Here is a 17,991-nt window from a genome sequence, read left to right on the forward strand (position 1 = left end):
TTAGTGTTTTCTTAAAGGCCTTTTAATTCATCTTCGAACTTGATCATGTTGTCAGCCAGTTTCTCTGGATCGACAGTGTATGAACCATTCGCAATCGCTTCTTTGATCGCCGCAACTTTTACAGAGTCAAAGCTTGGTTGTGCTGCCATGTCTTGATGGAGCTGGCCAATCGCTTTGCCTTGTTGGCTTAGTGAAACCGCGTCTTTGCTTGCTGGTGATTTAGTTGACGCATCAGAACGTGATGCCTCAGAGCTAGAATCAGAGCGTACTGCTGGTCGGTTAGTGGTCGTTAGGGTTTGCCCTGAACGAATATTATCAATGCCTGCCATAGTTAAGCCTTTTTCTTCAAAAATGGGAACCTGTACAGTCAATATCGACCAAGGGTTCGAATACTTTAGCAATTTTTAGCTCAATAGTCGAAAAGGGACAAAACACCGCAGCCGCTATATTTTGGCGTTAAAGTTGAGAGCAAAATAACTAACGATACCGTCAATTTAGAAGTAAAGAGTTAAAAGTAAACCGTGACTTCAGACATGCTGGTAACAATACCTTCAATTATACGCTGTGATTTATCATTTTTCACTCTTACTTGATCACCCATTGAGCCATCCGTAAGCGCAGTCCCTTTGGTGGTAATGGTCATGCCACCTTTTATTGCCTGTATGATAACCTTCTCGTTTCGGCATACGACACAGATATCGCCTCTTTCGACAACATCACCTGGCCTCAGATTCTTTTTTACCTTAGCGCCGATCACTTGTTGGGGAGCGGTGAAACCTTGGCGACGAAACTTGTTAAGCGAAATCATAGCGGTGGTGACATCGTATTGACCTACGATTTCGCCTCTTGCTAGTGAGCGTGTTGTTGTGACTAGTGGTACTGACATTGAAAGGCGTACCGGCACGTAAACTCGCCATTCATCAGGAACACATTGCACTAAAACCGTAATGCTACTACGGGTATTGCTGGTGGTTGAGGCGCTGGTATCTAGAGGAATAGGGCAATCTGTTGCTTTGATTCTAGAGTCCACATTTGCTGAGTTAACAAAGAGTTCGCCGCCTTGTGGCTGCTCAACTGTCTCTAGGATGTGTTGTTCCGCCGCAGACTGAATCATTTCAATTTGCTCTGGAGTCGCAGCTTGTACAAAAAAACTAAACAATATTGATAAAATGCCGATAAACTTAGCGACAGTTTTAAAAGTAGCTCTACACATTGCTATGGAAAAAAGCGGCAGATTTGTTTTATGATATATCATTCCGTTTCTCTAGTGGTTCGTAGCCTGCAGTAGACTAACACTTTTTATACAAAAAAGTTTGATATGGAGATGAGCTCATGACGGGTATTCTTGATTCGGTGAATCAGCGTACGCAACTCGTCGGTCAAAACCGATTAGAATTACTAACCTTTCGCCTAATGGGGCGTCAGCGTTACGGCATTAATGTTTTTAAAGTAAAAGAAGTACTTCAGTGCCCTAAACTGACAAAAATGCCAAACTTGAACCCACTGGTTAAAGGTGTAGCACACATTCGTGGCCAAACGATCTCTGTAATCGATTTGAGCTTAGCGATTGGTGGCCGTCCTACAACGGATGTTGAAAAGTGTTTTGTGGTTATTTCTGAGTTTAACCGAACCATTCAAGGTTTCTTGGTCAGTTCAGTAGAACGCATTATTAACATGCACTGGGAGTCGATTCTTCCGCCGCCAGATGGTGCAGGCAAAGCCCACTACCTGACTGCAGTCACCAACATTGATAATGAGCTGGTAGAAATTCTTGATGTAGAAAAAATTCTAGCGGAGATTTCACCTGTTGATGAAACAATGGACAGCAAAATTGCTGAAGAAATCGCAGAAGTAGAACAAGGTAAAGAATTGGTTCGTCGTATCTTGATTGCTGATGATTCAACCGTTGCTCGTAAGCAGGTTCAGCGTGCGATTGAGTCGATTGGTTTTGAAGTTATTTCGGTGAAAGATGGTAAAGAAGCCTATGAGAAGCTGGTGGAGATGTCATCAGAAGGCAGTATTTACGATCAGATTTCATTGGTGATTTCAGATATCGAAATGCCAGAAATGGATGGCTATACGCTGACTGCTGAGATTCGTCGTCACGCCGAACTTAAAGATCTATACGTAATTTTACACTCATCATTGAGTGGTGTATTTAACCAAGCCATGGTTGAGCGTGTAGGAGCTAACTCCTTTATCGCGAAGTTCAACCCCGATGAGCTTGGTGCAGCGGTAAAAGCTGCGTTAACTAACTAAAAGAGACATTAATGACTGCTATAACAATAAGTGATCAAGAGTATCGCGATTTCAGCCGTTTCTTAGAATCTCAATGTGGCATTGTATTAGGTGACAGCAAACAGTACTTAGTGCGCAGCCGTCTAAGCCCATTAGTAACGAAGTTTAAGTTAGCTTCGTTGTCTGATTTGTTGAGAGATGTAGTAACAGGTCGAAACCGTGAGCTGCGTGTGGCTGCAGTCGATGCCATGACGACGAACGAGACACTTTGGTTCCGTGATACTTACCCGTTTGCTGTGCTTGCGGATAAACTTCTACCGGAAATAGCGGCAAATAAACGTCCTATTAAGATTTGGTCTGCGGCAAGCTCTTCAGGCCAAGAAGCATACTCAATGGCAATGACGATTCTTGAAACTCAAGCTCGTAAGCCAGGTATGTTGCCAAATGTATCGATTACCGCAACTGACATCTCAGCAAGTATGTTGGATATGTGCCGCACTGGCGCGTACGACAACCTTGCATTGGGACGTGGACTTTCTCCTGAGCGTCGTCGTACTTTCTTTGAAGATGCGGGCGATGGCCGTATGAAAGTGAAAGATAACGTTAAGCGCATGGTGAACTTCCGCCCTCAGAACCTGATGGACAGCTATGCATTGTTAGGTAAGTTCGACATCATCTTTTGTCGTAACGTGCTGATTTACTTCTCGCCTGATATGAAATCAAAGGTACTTAACCAGATGGCAAACAGCCTGAATCCTGGTGGTTACCTATTATTGGGTGCGTCTGAATCGTTAACAGGCTTAACGGATCGTTTTGAAATGGTTCGCTGTAATCCAGGCATCATCTACAAATTAAAGTAATGAGTGGCACCAGTACTAGGTGCAACGTTACTGCCTAATTTCAAAACCCAGCCAAGTGCTGGGTTTTCTTTTTCCGGCTTAACCTATATCTTTAAGTCAGAGTGACATTCCAATTTACTCTATTTTTTGGCTTGTATATTGCAAGTTTACCCACGAGTAACCTGTAAAAGTATTGATAGCCCGCTTTGTTTGAAAAGTTGGTATATATATTGCTTTGGTTATCTCATAACAGTCAGTTCTTGAGTTGAGGTTTACATGGCTATTTCTTTTGACAATGCTTTAGGCATTCACCAGCACACAGTTGGTGTACGTGAGCGTAACGCTGAGGTGCTTTCCACCAATATCGCGCAAGCAAACACGCCTGGGTATAAAGCAAAAGGATTAGACTTTAAGAAATCGCTGCAAGCGGCAAGTTCTGGGGCAAGCATTGGTCTTAGCCGTACAGATGGTCGGCACATTTCTGCCTCAACAACGGTGAACGGGGAAACGAAGTATCGAATTCCTACCCAACCTGATACAGGAGATGGCAACACGGTTGATTTGGATTTGGAAAGAAACCTTTTCATGCAAAACCAAATTAGGCATCAAGCCTCTCTCGACTTCCTAGGAAGTAAGTTCAAGAATTTAACTAAAGCGATTAAAGGGGAATAATTAGATGAGTTTATTCAATGTATTCAATGTGACTGGTTCTGCGATGAGTGCTGAATCTGTTCGTCTAAATACGACCTCGAGCAACCTTGCAAACGCGGACAGTGTAAGTAGTTCTGCTGAAGAAACTTACAAGGCTCGCCACGCAGTGTTCGGCGCTGAGTTAAATAAAGCACGTAACAGTGGTCACACTGTGCCTGTGAAAGTATTAGGTATTGTGGAAAGCGATAAGCCGCTGAGCGCGGAGTACAACCCAGATCACCCATTAGCGAATGACGAAGGCTATATCTACAAGCCTAACGTGAACGTTATGGAAGAAATGGCCAACATGATTTCGGCATCACGCGCGTACCAAACAAACGTGCAGGTTGCTGACTCGAGTAAACAAATGCTGCTGCGTACGCTGCAGATGGGTCAATAAGGATAAGGAGGTAGCAAATGGCTGGAATCAACAATGTTGGTCAAAGCGGCTTGTCCTATGTTGACCAGCTGAAGAGTCTTCAAGATGGTACTAAGAAGCCCGACGAAACAACAGGTAAGCAGGATCTTAAACAAGAAGACTTCTTATCTTTGTTGACTAAGCAATTAGCCCAACAAGACCCTTTTAAGCCGGTTAGCAATGACCAGATGATTGCGCAAATGGCTTCATTTGCGACCGTAGATGGCATTGGCAAAATGAATACACAGTTTGAAAGCTTGAATTCATCAATGACTTCTAACCAAGCATTACAGGCATCCTCTTTGGTTGGCCGCGATGTATTGGTTCCTGGTGCGGCAGGTGTGAAACCTGGTGATGGCGGTATGGCGTCCATGGTTAAGCTTCCTCAGGCAATGGACAATGTAATCGTCCGTGTTGAGAACGAAGTTGGACAATTGGTTCGCACTTTTGATATCGGCTCTAAACCATCAGGCGACACACGTGTTGAATGGGACGGAAAAGACGAAGACGGTAACCCATTGCCGGCCGGTAAATACAACGTGAAAGCGTCGGGTTTACTGGATGGCGAGAACACAGAGTTCCAAGTTTCCAGTTATGCGAACGTGAACAGTGTGCTTCTTGGTAAGGGCGATGGCAACGTACTACTCAATCTGGCTGGTTTCACATCGCCAGTACGACTTGCTGAAGTACTAGAAGTTGGTAAAGCGTAACGCTTTAAAAGAGTGATTATGCTAGCTAGAGAGATTAGGAGAATATTGGAATGTCATATGTAGCTTTAAGCGGTCTATCCGCTGCACAACTAGACCTGAATACAACCAGTAACAACATTGCAAACGCAAACACATTCGGCTTTAAAGAGTCACGTGCGGAGTTTGGCGATGTTTACTCAAGTTCGTTATTCACTAACGCAAAAACGACGGCAGGTGGCGGTGCGCAAGCTAGCCAAGTGGCGCAACAGTTCCATGAAGGTTCAAGTATTTATACGAACAACCCAATGGACTTACGTGTAAGTGGTACAGGTTTCTTTGCAGTATCGAAAGACCGTATGGTACCGGAGATCAATGAACTAACGCGTAATGGTGCATTTCACCTAAACAAAGACAACTACATGGTTACCGCTAACGATGAGTTTCTTTTAGGTTACGATGTTGATCCAAACTCGGGTGAAGTTCTTTCTTACGCGCCAAAGCCTCTCGACATTCCTGCTGAGTTTGGTAAGCCAAAACAGACAGAAAACATTGAAGTAGGAGTTAACCTTCCTGCAAACGGTGATCTTAAAGACCCGGCTGCATTTAACTTCAAAGATGCTGATACTTATAACCGTGCAACGTCTTCGACGGTATACGATTCTATGGGTCAGTCTTACAAGTTAACGACTTACTACCTCAAAGATCAGACTCAACCAAACACTTGGCAGACGTACTACACCATGTCAGATGAGAACGGTGAAAAGCCGGTCAACATTACTGGTGGTGATGCGACCAATGCACAAGGTCATGTTGGTCACACAATGAAGTTCAATAATGACGGTACGTTGGCGAGCCTTAACAATGGCCAGCCAATTAACTCTGAGGCACTAGGTGCTGGAGCGAACCCAATTGATTTGAACGGTGCAGATCCAACGCAGGTGCTTAAGTTTGGTCTAGATTCATCAACTCAGTTTGCCGCTCCATTTGAACTGACTAAGTTCGATGAAGATGGCGCGACAACAGGTTTCTTAACTAAAATCGATTTCGATGAGTACGGTAGTGTTTTAGGTACTTACTCAAATGGTGAAAACGTGATGCTTGGCCGTGTAGGCTTGGTTCGTGTACCCAATGAGCAAGGCCTAGATAAGAAAGGCGGCACTCAGTGGGATTCTACTAATGACTCAGGTTCTAAAATCTGGGGTGAATCGAACAAAGGTTCATTTGGTAGCATCAACAACGGCTCGCTAGAGCAGTCGAACATCGATATGACTCAAGAACTGGTTGATTTGATTTCTGCTCAACGTAACTTCCAAGCGAACTCTCGTTCTCTAGAAGTACACAACCAACTGCAACAGAATATTCTTCAGATTCGTTAATCGTTTCGAGCGTTTGAATCATCTGCGAATACCCAATTCAATGTTATTGAATTGGGTATTGTTGCTGAATTTGATATGGCTGTTTACTTTTCTATTTGCCGCCCCTATTGCCGCCCGGTAATGCCACTGGCAACAATTCTTCCTCAATGATCCTTTTGTGATCCCTCTTCTTCGTTGTTTTCTATTTAAATTATTGATAAATAACAGTTAAAAATACTGGCACAGTGTTTGCTTTGTTAGCCCCAGAAGATGATTTTTTGGAGCAAAATTATGGATCGCGCACTGTTTCTTGCCATGAGTGGCGCTAAGCAAAATATGCAAGCTTTGCAGCTACGTGCTAACAACCTTGCCAACGTAAGTACAACGGGTTTCCGTGCTGATTTAGCACAAGCACGTTCAATGCAAGCGTACGGTGAAGGCATGCCTACTCGTGTTTTCAGCATGACAGAACGTCCGGGTCATAATTTCGCACAAGGTAGTGTGGTCACCACTGGCCGAGATCTTGATGTCACTATTCAAGGTGATGGTTGGATTTCAGTGATGGATAACACAGGCCGTGAAGGTTTAACGCGTAATGGTAATCTAAAGGTTGACCAAAACGGTTTGTTAACCAACGCAAGCGGTCACTTGGTGTTAGGTGAGAATGACGCGCCAATCACGCTCCCAATCCCGGTCAGCAAAGTAGAAATTGGTACAGATGGTACGATTTCGGTGATTCCTCAAGGCGCTCCAGCTGAAGAATTAGCGATTGTTGACCGTATTAAACTTGTACGCCCAGACAACCAAAGTTTGTTTAAAGATACGAATGGTCTATTCCGTTCGAAAAACCCAGATCAGGCATACGAAGCAGATGCAGCGGTAACGTTGCTTAAAGGTGCTATCGAAGGCAGTAACGTAAATGCTGTAGGTGAAATGACCAGCCTAATTGACTTACAACGTCAGTTTGAAATGCAGGTCAAGATGATGAGCACGGCAGAGGAAATGGACAAATCGTCTGATTCGCTGCTTCGTATGAGCTAATAGAATTTAAAGGAATTTGCTATGCATCCAGCATTATGGGTAAGTAAAACAGGTTTAGACGCACAACAAACCAATATCTCAACGATTTCGAACAACCTTGCCAACGCCTCGACCATTGGTTTTAAAAAGAGCCGTGCGGTATTTGAAGATCTGTTCTATCAGAATATCAACCAGCCAGGTGGCCAATCGTCTCAAAATACTGAGCTGCCAAGTGGCTTGATGTTAGGTGCAGGTTCAAAAGTAGTCGCAACTCAAAAAGTGCACACTCACGGTAACGCGCAAACGACGTCGAACAGCTTAGATATGATGATTGAAGGCGACGGCTTCTTCCAAGTTGAAATGCCAGACGGTGAAACAGGTTACAGCCGAAATGGTCAGTTCACTCTGAACGGTGACGGCGCGATCGTTACATCAGGTCAAGGTTATGCTCTGCAACCAGAAATCGTGATTCCTGAAGATGCGATTTCGGTAACTGTTGGTAACGACGGTGAAGTATCAGTACGCCTACGTGGTGAGCAAAACAACGTCGTGGTTGGCCAAATTACCATCACTGACTTCGTAAACCCAGGTGGTTTAGAGCCTGTAGGTCAAAACCTTTACTTACCAACAGGTGCTAGTGGCGACCCGCAAGAGGGTGTTCCTGGCTTTGATGGCTTAGGTAATATTCGTCAGTCGATGCTAGAAACATCGAACGTCAACGTAACCGAAGAGCTGGTTAATATGATTGAAGCTCAACGTGTTTATGAAATGAACTCGAAAGTTATCTCGTCGGTAGACAAGATGATGAGCTTTGTTAACCAACAGCTGTAATTGGTTTATTTGCCGTTTACTTTTTTAATTAATAGATCTGTTTTTGCTAATTGATCCATTTACCACTGCCTGCTGAGAGTATATCGCCATGAAACGTATTTTTTGTTTAGCTCTGTTTATGTCTATGACGGGTTGTGCTGTACTGGATCCGATCGAGACTCCAGCAGAAGAAAACGCAACCACAGTAGTTGATGCAGTGGAAGGTGATAAGTCGGCTCAAGAGAGCTCAGGCATTATTGATACACTTCGTGGTCGAACCGATCCAGTTGCTGGTGACCCAGCATGGGCGCCAATCAATCCAAAAGAAAAACCAGAACACTACGCAGCAGCAACGGGCTCATTGTTCAATGTTAATCACATTGGCAGCATGTATGACGACTCAAAACCTCGTGGTATTGGTGACATCATTACCGTGGCGTTAGACGAGAATACTCGAGCGACCAAGAAAGCCAACGCAGACATGTCTAAGTCGAACGATGCAACGATGGAGCCGCTGGCAGTCGGTGGTCAAGAGCTGACTATCGACAAGTACAACTTCTCTTATGATCTGAGCAACACCAACACCTTTGCGGGTGACGCGTCAGCCAACCAAAGTAACAGTATCAGCGGCTACATTACCGTTGAAGTTATCGAAGTATTAGCCAATGGTAATCTAGTGGTCCGTGGCGAAAAGTGGATGACACTGAATACGGGCGATGAGTACATCCGCCTAAGCGGCACCATCCGTCCTGATGATATAGACTTCGAAAATACCATCGCTTCAAACCGTGTTTCTAACGCACGAATTCAGTATTCAGGTACGGGCGTGCAGAAAGATATGCAAGAGCCTGGATTCTTGGCACGATTCTTTAATGTATCTCTGTAGAGCTTGATAGGGCGTCGGGATACTGACAGCCCTCATCAATCACAAATATTTCGCTAAGTTATTATAAACTAAAGCAATACAGACAGGTTACTCAATGAAAAAACTCACACTCGTACTATTCGGCATGCTATTTCTTGCCACCAGTGCCCATGCTGCGCGTATTAAAGACGTGGCAAAAGTGGCGGGTGTTCGTAGTAACCAACTTGTCGGTTATGGTTTGGTTACGGGTTTGCCGGGGACAGGTGAGACAACTCCCTTTACCGATCAAACGTTTAACGCAATGCTGCAAAACTTTGGCATCCAATTGCCGCCCGGCACCAAGCCAAAAACTAAAAACGTCGCCGCGGTAATTGTTACCGCTGAACTCCCGGCATTCTCTAAGCAGGGCCAGGAAGTTGACGTAACCGTTTCTTCTATCGGATCAGCAAAAAGCCTTCGTGGTGGTACCTTACTGCAGACTTTCCTGAAAGGTCTAGACGGTCAAGTGTATGCTGTGGCTCAAGGTAACTTGGTGGTGAGTGGTTTTAGTGCACAAGGTAACGATGGCTCTAAAATCGTCGGTAACAACCCTAATGTCGGCATCATATCTAGCGGTGCGACGGTTGAGCAAGAAATCCCAACTCCATTTGGCCGTGGTGACTACATTGCTTTCAACCTAATCCAATCCGATTTTACAACGGCTCAGCGCTTGGCTGACGCGGTTAATAATTTCCTAGGCCCACAAATGGCTTCAGCGGTCGACGCGACGTCAGTAAAAGTTCGTGCGCCACGTGAAATCAGCCAACGTGTAGCTTTCTTATCTGCCATCGAAAATATCGAATTCGACCCTGCAGAGGGTTCTGCAAAAATCATTGTTAACTCTCGTACTGGTACGATTGTGGTTGGTAAACATGTTCGCTTAAAAGCGGCAGCGGTAACGCACGGTGGTATGACGGTCGCAATCAAAGAAAACCTCAACGTGAGCCAACCGAATGCATTTTCTGGTGGTCAAACCGTAGTGGTTCCTGATTCTGATATCGAAGTCACCGAAGCCGATGGCAAGATGTTCAAGTTTGAACCGGGTCTAACGCTGGATGATTTGGTTCGTGCAGTCAACGAAGTGGGCGCAGCGCCTTCTGATTTAATGGCAATCCTTCAAGCACTGAAACAAGCGGGTGCTATTGAAGGCCAGTTGATCATTATCTAAGGAGTAAAGCATGATTAAAAATAACAATGACATCGGCTTTATTCACGACATCGGCAGCCTAGATCGTCTTCGTCAACAAGCAGTAAACGGTGAAGAAGGCAGCGAGAAAGAAGCATTAACCGCTGCGGCAAAACAGTTTGAATCCATTTTTACGTCGATGTTGTTTAAGTCGATGCGTGATGCGAACTCTAGCTTTAAATCAGATATGCTGAACAGCCAGAACGAACAGTTTTATCGTCAGATGCAAGATGACCAAATGGCGAGTGAGTTGAGTGCATCAGGTTCGCTCGGTCTTGCGGACATGATTGTAGCTCAGTTAAGCGCAGGTCAAGCAAGCGACGCGACAGAAGATAAGGTTCGCAGTGAAGGTTTTGATACCTCGCTGGAAAGACCTCAATATTCAGGTCGTTCAGAAAATAAAGTATCTCAAGTTCAGTCTGCTTCCGCTGCAAAACAACCCGCTTCATTTGATTCGCCGGAATCGTTTGTTACGTCGATGAAGCCTTACGCTGAAAAAGCGGCGAGCGCACTCGGTGTTGATTCGTCACTGCTATTAGCACAAGCGGCACTTGAAACAGGTTGGGGCTCTAAGATGATTAAGAACTCTTTGGGTAACAGCAATAACCTATTTAACATCAAAGCAGATAGAAGTTGGAAGGGCGATAAGGTCGCAACCCAAACTCTTGAGTTCCATGGCAAAACAGCCGTTAAAGAGTCAGCTTCTTTCCGTTCTTACTCTAATTTCGAAGATAGCTTTAATGATTACGTGAAGTTCTTGAATGAAAATCCAAGATACGAAACGGCACTACAGCATCAAGGCAATTCAGAGAATTTCATCAAAGGTATTCATCAAGCTGGTTACGCAACTGACCCTAACTATGCAGACAAGGTTTTACGAGTTAAAGCCAAGATTGATGAGATGAACTAGCGTCATAAATCAACATAGAGAGCTTGCTCCTGGCAGGCTCTTTTCTTCTCTGCCCCTTCAGTTCTTGCGCGTCATCCATAGTTATCTCCTTACACTTCAATAAATTATTGTATTTTAACTCTTCACTATTTGTATTGGCACATATATTGCTATTTATCTTAGTAATATGCGGTTGTAGTTAATCAGTTCATTCTGGTTTTGTTAAGTTTTTTGGGGGCATTATGGCGTCGGATCTTCTGAATGTAGGGGCACAAAGTGTTCTTACGGCTCAGAGACAGCTCAACACCACAGGTCATAACATTTCTAACGCCAACACAGAGGGCTATAGCCGCCAGTCTGTGATTCAAGGTGTGAATGACCCGCGCCAGTACGGTGGGCAATCCTACGGTATGGGTGTGCATGTGGAAAATGTTCGCCGCTCTTGGGATCAGTTTGCCGTCAAAGAACTTAACTTATCGACAACTAATGCCGCCAACAAAGGCGATACCGAAGCCAATCTCGATATGCTGTCGAGCATGTTGTCGTCGGTCGCTTCAAAGAAGATTCCAGAAAACCTCAACGAATGGTTTGATTCCGTTAAGACTCTCGCCGATACCCCAAATGATGTGGGTGCGCGTAAGGTCGTGTTAGAGAAAGCAGGGCTTGTAACTAAAACCTTGAATGAATTTCATGAAACGGTACGTCAACAGTCTGATTCTACCAACAAAAAATTAGAAGTCGGCATTGAGCGAGTAAACCAAATTGCGGTTGAGATTCGTGACGTTCAGCGTCTGATGATGCGAACACCTGGACCTCACAATGATTTACGAGATCAGCACGAAAAGCTGATCAATGAGCTATCTGGCTACACCAAAGTGACGGTAACGCCGCGATCTAATGCGGAAGGATTTAACGTCCATATTGGTAATGGTCATACCTTGGTTTCTGGTAGCGAAGCAAGTCAACTGAAGCTAGTTGACGGTTTACCTGATACGCATCAGCGTCGACTGGCGATTGTTGAAGGTAAGTCTCTGAAGCCGATTACCAGTAATGATATCGATGGGAAAATCGGTGCCATGCTTGATATGCGAGACGAACACATTCCTGACATCATGGATGAGCTTGGGCGTTTGGCGACGGCTTTCTCGGAGAAAGTAAACTCACTTCAATCACAAGGTTTAGATCTCAATGGCAACGTTGGCCAAGATATTTTCACCGATGTGAACTCTGAGCGGGTGGCGAAATCACGCGTGACGGCTGGCAGCCAATCAAAGGCTGATGTTGCCGTTTATATTGATGACACCTCTGCCTTAAAAGGCGGTGAGTACGGTCTTAAATATGACGGCAGTGACTATGTCGTGACCAAGCCTGACGGTGAAACGGTAAAAGTCAGCACGAATGCAGCAGGCAATGCTTTTTACCTAGATGGTATGCGAGTCGAAGTTCGAAACCCGCCTGCATTGGGTGAAAAGTTGTTACTGCGTCCAACGCGTAACTTTGCTGCTCAGATTCAGATGGAAACCAAAGACCCTAGAGATATTGCCGCACAAAGTTATGAGGCATCGACTACGTTCGCGAAAGGCTCGGCGGGGTTCAAGATCCTAGCGGCCGGTCAATTACGTGAGTTTGAAGTGATTGTTTCACCAAAAGGTGAGCAGTTTGCCGTGACTGATCCGAAAGGCAATATTTTAATGCAGCCGCAGCCGTACCCACCTGAAGGTCCGGTTACGATTAATGGCACGACTTTCGAGTTGACCGCTGGCGCTGTGGCAAACGATAAATTTACGGCAAACCTTGTCCCATCAGAGGGTGACAACGGTAACTTGCGTAAGCTGCAAGATCTCCAAACCGGTAAGATCTTGAATGATGGTGAGTCTACGATTTTAGACCTTTACCACAACTTGAATACCAACACGGGCCTGAAAGCGTCGACGGCAAATCGGTTAAGCGACATTGCCACCTTAGAAAAGGAATCCGCTCAGGAACGTATTGCTTCAGTGTCGGGGGTTAACCTCGATGAAGAAGCGGCAAATATGATGAAATTTCAGCAAGCGTATATGGCTTCTTCACGCATCATGCAAGCAGCTAATGATACGTTCAATACTATTTTGGCTCTGAGGTAGGAAGTATAAATGTTGAATCGTATTTCTAGCTTCCACAATTACCAATCTGTTCAGAACGACTTGCGCCGTCAAGAGAACAAGATACATCACAACCAAGCACAACTTGCTTCAGGTAAGAAGTTGCAGTCGCCGAGTGATGATCCTCTTGCGACCCATTATTTACAGAATATTGGTCAGCAATCAGAGCAGCTAAAGCAATATAGTGACGCAATCGTCTTGGTTCGTAATCGATTGGAGCATCATGAGGTATTGGTCTCCAACACCGAGGGTTTTGCTGATGAAGCAAAACGAACCGTGATGGAAATGATTAACGGTGCGCTTTCTCCAGAGGACCGCTTAGCGAAGAAACGCGAGATCCAAGAGCTATCGAATAACTTTCTGCATCTAGCTAACTCTCAAGATGAGTCGGGCAATTACACGTTTGCGGGTACTAAGCCGAAGAATCAACCCTTCTTTAGAGATAACCAAGGTAATGTCAGCTATCAGGGCGATGACTATCAGCGAAAGATGCGTGTAGCGAGTAGCTTCGAGATGGCGATGAATGATCCGGGCAGCAAGTTATTTATGGAAATAGATAACCCGTTTGGTGATTACGAACCTCAATACGAGCTTGAACCTGCTTCTGAATTACTTTTGGAACGTGCGACGAACTCAGCTGAAGATGGGTCAACGTATAAAGTGACGTTCGTTGATATGCAGACAGGAAATTATGCTTATCAACTTGAAAAAGATGGCGCAGTGGTGGCCGCGGAAGACTTTGATCCTTCGACTGGCATTGTCTATGAAGGTCTGAATATCCAAATCAAAGGCCAAATCACTAAAGGTGATTCGATCACCTTAGAACCACGAGAGACTTTCTCTATCTTTGATACGTTCAAAGAGGCGGCTGAGCAGGCTGAAAACCCGGTATCGGATGCATCAGCAACAGCGAAACTGCACCAAGTAACCGAAGAGTTCCACGCTGCGTTTATCCATTTGACCAAGGCGAGAACCGATGTTGGTGCGCGTTTAAGTACGCTGGATATTCAAGAGCAACAGCATGAAGATTTTAAGTTGTCTTTAGCCAAAGCAAAAAGCAACTTTGAAGACTTGGATTACTCGAAAGCCATCATTGAGTTCAATGAAAACTCTCGAGCATTACAAGCTTCGCAACAAGCGTTTGGTAAAACCAAAGACCTGACCTTGTTCAATTATATTTAATAATTGATCGGTATTTAGTGGTGAATTAACCCTCACCATTGAAGTTAGATTCTTTGCCGTATGTGCTATGCCGTATGAGCGAATCACTTCAACCTTTGCCGGTTTTTTATACAGGACATCATCTGTTTGAAAATAGCGGCAAAAAGCGGCAATGGGTCAATGAAGGTACTTTTTGTTCCCCAAGCCAGTTAAACCAAATCGAGTTAAGTTTTAATTTAAGTGATTGATTTTATGTATATTAAAAATTAATCAAATCAGTATTAAACTTGGCATATAACTTGTATCTGTGTTGGTCATAAAATGATTTATACAGATCTTAAACCCTGCATAGGGTTTAGCGAGTAATACACGGTCAGTGCTTATCCATATGAGAGTAAAGCTGGCCGCTTCGCAGAAAGTTTGCGAACTCATAAGGAGAGCAAAATGGCTATTAATGTAAGCACTAACGTTTCTGCTATGACAGCACAGCGTTACCTGAATAAAGCGTCTAATGATTTAGCGACTTCTATGGAGCGTTTGTCATCAGGGCATAAAATCAACAGCGCGAAAGATGATGCAGCCGGTCTGCAAATCTCTAACCGTTTAACGGCGCAATCACGTGGTTTAGACGTGGCAATGCGTAATGCCAATGATGGTATTTCAATTGCACAAACCGCTGAAGGCGCGATGAATGAATCAACTAACGTACTACAACGTATGCGTGATCTGGCGATTCAATCATCAAACGGTACGAACTCGGCAGCGGAACGTACAGCGCTTAATGAAGAGTCTTCGGCACTTCAAGATGAGCTAAACCGTATCGCGGAAACGACCTCGTTTGGTGGCCGTCGTCTGTTGAATGGTTCATTTGGTGAAGCATCTTTCCAGATTGGTTCTAGCTCTGGTGAAGCAATGATTATGGGACTCACTAGTGTTCGTGCTGATGATTTCCGTATGGGCGGTACTACGTTTGATTCTGAAAATGGTAAAGATAAAAGCTGGGAAGTGCCGCCAACGGCGAGCGACCTTAAGTTTGAATTCAGAACCAAAGCAGGTGAAGACATCGTTTTAGATATCAATACCAAAGCGGGTGATGATATCGAAGAGCTTGCTACTTACATTAATGGTCAATCTGATCTTGTTAACGCATCGGTTACCGATGATGGTCGCATTCAACTATTTGTTGCTGAACCTGACCTTGACGGTGCCATGTCGATTTCTGGTGGCCTAGCATCTGAGCTAGGTATTAAGAGTGAAGGCCGTGCAACATCGGTTCAAGATATCAGCCTGACTAGCGTTGCAGGTTCACAAAACGCAATCAGCGTAATTGATTCTGCAATGAAGTACGTAGATTCACAGCGTGCTGATTTGGGTGCTAAACAGAACCGTCTAAGCCACAGTATTAATAACTTGGCAAACGTTCAAGAGAACGTCGACGCTTCTAACAGCCGAATCAAAGATACGGACTTTGCGAAAGAGACGACGCAAATGACCAAATCACAAATTCTGCAACAAGCAGGTACTTCGATACTTGCTCAAGCAAAACAGTTGCCTAACTCTGCAATGACACTATTGCAATAGTTATTGGTTGAACTTGCTGCTCGTGTTCAGACGTGAGCCATGCAGCAAGGGAAACTGGCAAGCATACTTACTATGAGTGTTTAGCTCTCTCATCTCTCACCTGCTATTCATTTTTACGGTAAGAATGCAACGGCGCGTCAGAAATGTGTTCATTTCTCGATGATCTCCACACAGGCTCTGACCTGCCAACTAGCCCCGGTTCTCTCAAAGGAAAAGGGGCTTTTTCCTTTCTGTTATTTATTTCTCTGTTTCCTGTCTTTTGCGTTTCCCACTGGTTTCTAACTTTAGATTTCTGATCCTTAAGTTTGAATTCAACCCATTTTCTTCGTTACAAATGCTCTGCTTAGCTAGATGAATTGCACAATTTTTATGCCCATCAATGATCTTTGGTGATTGATCATTTCTGAGCGTTGAGCAACTTGAACGGCGATTAGCGTATTTTTTGAACAAATTAAGGTTTGTACCCGATTAAGCTCTATCGCCTTTTTAGAAAAGCGTGAAATTTAAACTACTGATAAATAATGATTTATTATTTTATTTGTGGTTTTTTTAAAGTTTTTCTAAAGCTTCGGGATTTTGAGCCGTTATTAAATGTAACTTTGAGAGAACTACTTGGTTTTCCGAGACGTCGGAAACCGCTATACCGGAAAATCAATTGGAGAAATCACCATGGCAGTGAATGTAAATACAAACGTTTCAGCGATGACAGCGCAACGTTACCTAAACAACGCAAACAGCGCACAACAAACATCAATGGAGCGTCTAGCTTCAGGCTCTAAAATCAACAGCGCAAAAGATGACGCTGCGGGCCTACAAATCTCGAACCGTTTGAACGTTCAGAGCCGCGGCCTTGATGTTGCTGTTCGTAACGCGAATGACGGTATCTCAATTGCACAAACTGCTGAAGGTGCAATGAACGAGACAACGAACATCCTGCAACGTATGCGTGATTTGTCTCTACAATCTTCAAACGGCTCAAACTCAAAATCTGAGCGTGTAGCGATTCAAGAAGAAGTAACAGCACTGAATGACGAATTAAACCGTATCGCGGAAACAACGTCTTTCGGTGGCAATAAGCTGCTTAACGGTACTCACGGTACTAAATCATTCCAAATCGGTGCGGATAACGGTGAAGCGGTAATGCTTCAACTGAAAGACATGCGCTCTGATAACGCTCAGATGGGTGGTAAAAGCTACCAAACTGAGAACGCGAAAGACAAAGACTGGAACGTTCAAGCTGGGGCAAACGACCTAAAAATGTCGTTCACTGATAACTTCGGCCAAGCACAAGAAATCGATGTGTCTGCGAAAGCGGGCGACGACATCGAAGAGCTAGCAACGTACATCAACGGTCAACAAGATTCTGTTAAAGCGTCTGTAACTGAAGACGGTAAGCTGCAAATGTTTACTGGCAACAATAAAGTTGAAGGCGAAGTGGCATTCTCTGGCAGCCTTGCTGGTGAACTAGGCATGCAACCTGGTAAAGATGTAACGGTTGATACTATCGACGTAACATCAGTTGGCGGCGCACAAGAATCTGTTGCAGTTATCGATGCGGCACTTAAGTATGTAGATAGCCACCGTGCTGAACTGGGTGCTTTCCAAAACCGTTTCGACCACGCTATCAGCAATTTAGACAACATTAACGAGAACGTTAACGCATCTAAGAGCCGTATTAAAGATACCGACTTCGCGAAAGAAACGACTCAGATGACTAAGTCTCAGATCCTTTCTCAAGCTTCAAGCTCGATCCTTGCTCAAGCGAAGCAAGCTCCGAACTCGGCACTTAGCCTACTAGGTTAATCGATTAAAAAGCCACGTTGCCACGTTGGTTATAAGCGCTGTTGACTATAAGCGTTGTTGATCATAAGCGTTAACGTTAGGCCTCCACAAATTAGCTCGTGGTGAGAGATGAGCGCTAAACAGACCCAGCTTCGGCTGGGTTTTTTATTGCCTGCAATTTGGCGAAGGTGTATTTGGAAAGTGCAATGTTGGTAAGCAGGAGCAAAAGCGAGATTCCCTATCACGTTCGTTCCTCACTGTAGGGAATGACGGGAATTGGGAAATGAT

General features: G+C 44.5%; 17 protein-coding genes. 15 read left to right on the forward strand and 2 right to left on the reverse strand.

Annotated elements, in window-relative coordinates; genetic code table 11:
- Positions 1-11: 11 nt before the first annotated feature.
- Positions 12-329, reverse strand: a complete 318-nt coding sequence (gene flgM, locus AC3CIA_RS04075; RefSeq protein WP_108093648.1) for a flagellar biosynthesis anti-sigma factor FlgM — start codon at positions 327-329, stop codon at positions 12-14.
- Between the two features lie 179 nt (positions 330-508).
- Positions 509-1,255, reverse strand: a complete 747-nt coding sequence (flgA, locus tag AC3CIA_RS04080) for a flagellar basal body P-ring formation chaperone FlgA (RefSeq protein ID WP_017076831.1) — start codon at positions 1,253-1,255, stop codon at positions 509-511.
- A gap of 77 nt (positions 1,256-1,332) precedes the next feature.
- Here flgA and AC3CIA_RS04085 point away from each other — a divergent pair, with 77 nt between their 5' ends.
- The 15 genes from AC3CIA_RS04085 to AC3CIA_RS04155 all read left to right on the forward strand — a co-directional run bounded on the left by AC3CIA_RS04085 (position 1,333) and on the right by AC3CIA_RS04155 (position 17,724).
- A complete protein-coding gene (locus AC3CIA_RS04085; protein WP_004736173.1) occupies positions 1,333-2,259 on the forward strand; it encodes a chemotaxis protein CheV in 927 nt (308 codons plus the stop codon).
- Between the two features lie 11 nt (positions 2,260-2,270).
- The gene (locus tag AC3CIA_RS04090; protein WP_004736174.1) at positions 2,271-3,098 is read left to right on the forward strand and encodes a protein-glutamate O-methyltransferase; all 828 of its coding nucleotides are present in this window, start codon (positions 2,271-2,273) and stop codon (positions 3,096-3,098) included.
- A gap of 255 nt (positions 3,099-3,353) precedes the next feature.
- Entirely contained in the window at positions 3,354-3,749 is a 396-nt protein-coding gene (gene flgB, locus AC3CIA_RS04095; protein ID WP_004736175.1) for a flagellar basal body rod protein FlgB, read from the forward strand.
- Positions 3,750-3,753: 4 nt separating this feature from the next.
- Positions 3,754-4,167: a flagellar basal body rod protein FlgC gene (gene flgC / locus AC3CIA_RS04100; RefSeq protein ID WP_114633099.1), complete on the forward strand. Its 414-nt coding sequence runs from the start codon at positions 3,754-3,756 to the stop codon at positions 4,165-4,167.
- 17 nt (positions 4,168-4,184) lie between these two features.
- Positions 4,185-4,895 carry a flagellar hook assembly protein FlgD gene (gene flgD, locus AC3CIA_RS04105; protein WP_488518565.1) on the forward strand — a complete coding sequence of 237 codons (711 nt, stop codon included), beginning with the start codon at positions 4,185-4,187 and terminating at the stop codon, positions 4,893-4,895.
- A 50-nt stretch (positions 4,896-4,945) separates the two neighbouring features.
- Entirely contained in the window at positions 4,946-6,250 is a 1,305-nt protein-coding gene (gene flgE / locus AC3CIA_RS04110) for a flagellar hook protein FlgE (RefSeq protein WP_017076830.1), read from the forward strand.
- Positions 6,251-6,520: 270 nt separating this feature from the next.
- Positions 6,521-7,270: a flagellar basal-body rod protein FlgF gene (gene flgF, locus AC3CIA_RS04115; protein WP_017095944.1), complete on the forward strand. Its 750-nt coding sequence runs from the start codon at positions 6,521-6,523 to the stop codon at positions 7,268-7,270.
- Between the two features lie 21 nt (positions 7,271-7,291).
- Positions 7,292-8,080 carry a flagellar basal-body rod protein FlgG gene (flgG, locus tag AC3CIA_RS04120; protein ID WP_004736180.1) on the forward strand — a complete coding sequence of 263 codons (789 nt, stop codon included), beginning with the start codon at positions 7,292-7,294 and terminating at the stop codon, positions 8,078-8,080.
- Positions 8,081-8,168: 88 nt separating this feature from the next.
- Complete coding sequence (gene flgH, locus AC3CIA_RS04125; RefSeq protein ID WP_065206830.1) at positions 8,169-8,945, forward strand: flagellar basal body L-ring protein FlgH; 777 nt, start codon at positions 8,169-8,171, stop codon at positions 8,943-8,945.
- A gap of 94 nt (positions 8,946-9,039) precedes the next feature.
- Positions 9,040-10,131 (forward strand): flagellar basal body P-ring protein FlgI, encoded by a 1,092-nt coding sequence (locus tag AC3CIA_RS04130; RefSeq protein WP_488518566.1) that lies wholly within the window; start codon positions 9,040-9,042, stop codon positions 10,129-10,131.
- 10 nt (positions 10,132-10,141) lie between these two features.
- On the forward strand, positions 10,142-11,059 hold the full coding sequence (gene flgJ, locus AC3CIA_RS04135; protein WP_265121784.1) for a flagellar assembly peptidoglycan hydrolase FlgJ: 918 nt from the start codon (positions 10,142-10,144) through the stop codon (positions 11,057-11,059).
- Positions 11,060-11,280: 221 nt separating this feature from the next.
- Positions 11,281-13,161: a flagellar hook-associated protein FlgK gene (gene flgK / locus AC3CIA_RS04140; RefSeq protein ID WP_488518567.1), complete on the forward strand. Its 1,881-nt coding sequence runs from the start codon at positions 11,281-11,283 to the stop codon at positions 13,159-13,161.
- 9 nt (positions 13,162-13,170) lie between these two features.
- Positions 13,171-14,361, forward strand: coding sequence for a flagellar hook-associated protein FlgL (flgL, locus tag AC3CIA_RS04145; protein WP_004736186.1), 1,191 nt, complete (start codon positions 13,171-13,173; stop codon positions 14,359-14,361).
- Positions 14,362-14,784: 423 nt separating this feature from the next.
- The gene (locus AC3CIA_RS04150) at positions 14,785-15,921 is read left to right on the forward strand and encodes a flagellin (protein WP_004736187.1); all 1,137 of its coding nucleotides are present in this window, start codon (positions 14,785-14,787) and stop codon (positions 15,919-15,921) included.
- Positions 15,922-16,590: 669 nt separating this feature from the next.
- Positions 16,591-17,724 (forward strand): flagellin, encoded by a 1,134-nt coding sequence (locus AC3CIA_RS04155; RefSeq protein ID WP_004736189.1) that lies wholly within the window; start codon positions 16,591-16,593, stop codon positions 17,722-17,724.
- Positions 17,725-17,991 lie beyond the last annotated feature (267 nt).

The sequence above is a fragment of the Vibrio sp. QJM3NY_27 genome, from assembly GCF_057785955.1.

Coding starts and splice junctions, on each gene's coding strand:
- flgM (WP_108093648.1), bottom strand. CDS start 329: ATGGCAGGCATTGATAATATTCGTTCAGGGCAAACCCTAACGACCACT.
- flgA (WP_017076831.1), bottom strand. CDS start 1,255: ATGATATATCATAAAACAAATCTGCCGCTTTTTTCCATAGCAATGTGT.
- AC3CIA_RS04085 (WP_004736173.1), top strand. CDS start 1,333: ATGACGGGTATTCTTGATTCGGTGAATCAGCGTACGCAACTCGTCGGT.
- AC3CIA_RS04090 (WP_004736174.1), top strand. CDS start 2,271: ATGACTGCTATAACAATAAGTGATCAAGAGTATCGCGATTTCAGCCGT.
- flgB (WP_004736175.1), top strand. CDS start 3,354: ATGGCTATTTCTTTTGACAATGCTTTAGGCATTCACCAGCACACAGTT.
- flgC (WP_114633099.1), top strand. CDS start 3,754: ATGAGTTTATTCAATGTATTCAATGTGACTGGTTCTGCGATGAGTGCT.
- flgD (WP_488518565.1), top strand. CDS start 4,185: ATGGCTGGAATCAACAATGTTGGTCAAAGCGGCTTGTCCTATGTTGAC.
- flgE (WP_017076830.1), top strand. CDS start 4,946: ATGTCATATGTAGCTTTAAGCGGTCTATCCGCTGCACAACTAGACCTG.
- flgF (WP_017095944.1), top strand. CDS start 6,521: ATGGATCGCGCACTGTTTCTTGCCATGAGTGGCGCTAAGCAAAATATG.
- flgG (WP_004736180.1), top strand. CDS start 7,292: ATGCATCCAGCATTATGGGTAAGTAAAACAGGTTTAGACGCACAACAA.
- flgH (WP_065206830.1), top strand. CDS start 8,169: ATGAAACGTATTTTTTGTTTAGCTCTGTTTATGTCTATGACGGGTTGT.
- AC3CIA_RS04130 (WP_488518566.1), top strand. CDS start 9,040: ATGAAAAAACTCACACTCGTACTATTCGGCATGCTATTTCTTGCCACC.
- flgJ (WP_265121784.1), top strand. CDS start 10,142: ATGATTAAAAATAACAATGACATCGGCTTTATTCACGACATCGGCAGC.
- flgK (WP_488518567.1), top strand. CDS start 11,281: ATGGCGTCGGATCTTCTGAATGTAGGGGCACAAAGTGTTCTTACGGCT.
- flgL (WP_004736186.1), top strand. CDS start 13,171: ATGTTGAATCGTATTTCTAGCTTCCACAATTACCAATCTGTTCAGAAC.
- AC3CIA_RS04150 (WP_004736187.1), top strand. CDS start 14,785: ATGGCTATTAATGTAAGCACTAACGTTTCTGCTATGACAGCACAGCGT.
- AC3CIA_RS04155 (WP_004736189.1), top strand. CDS start 16,591: ATGGCAGTGAATGTAAATACAAACGTTTCAGCGATGACAGCGCAACGT.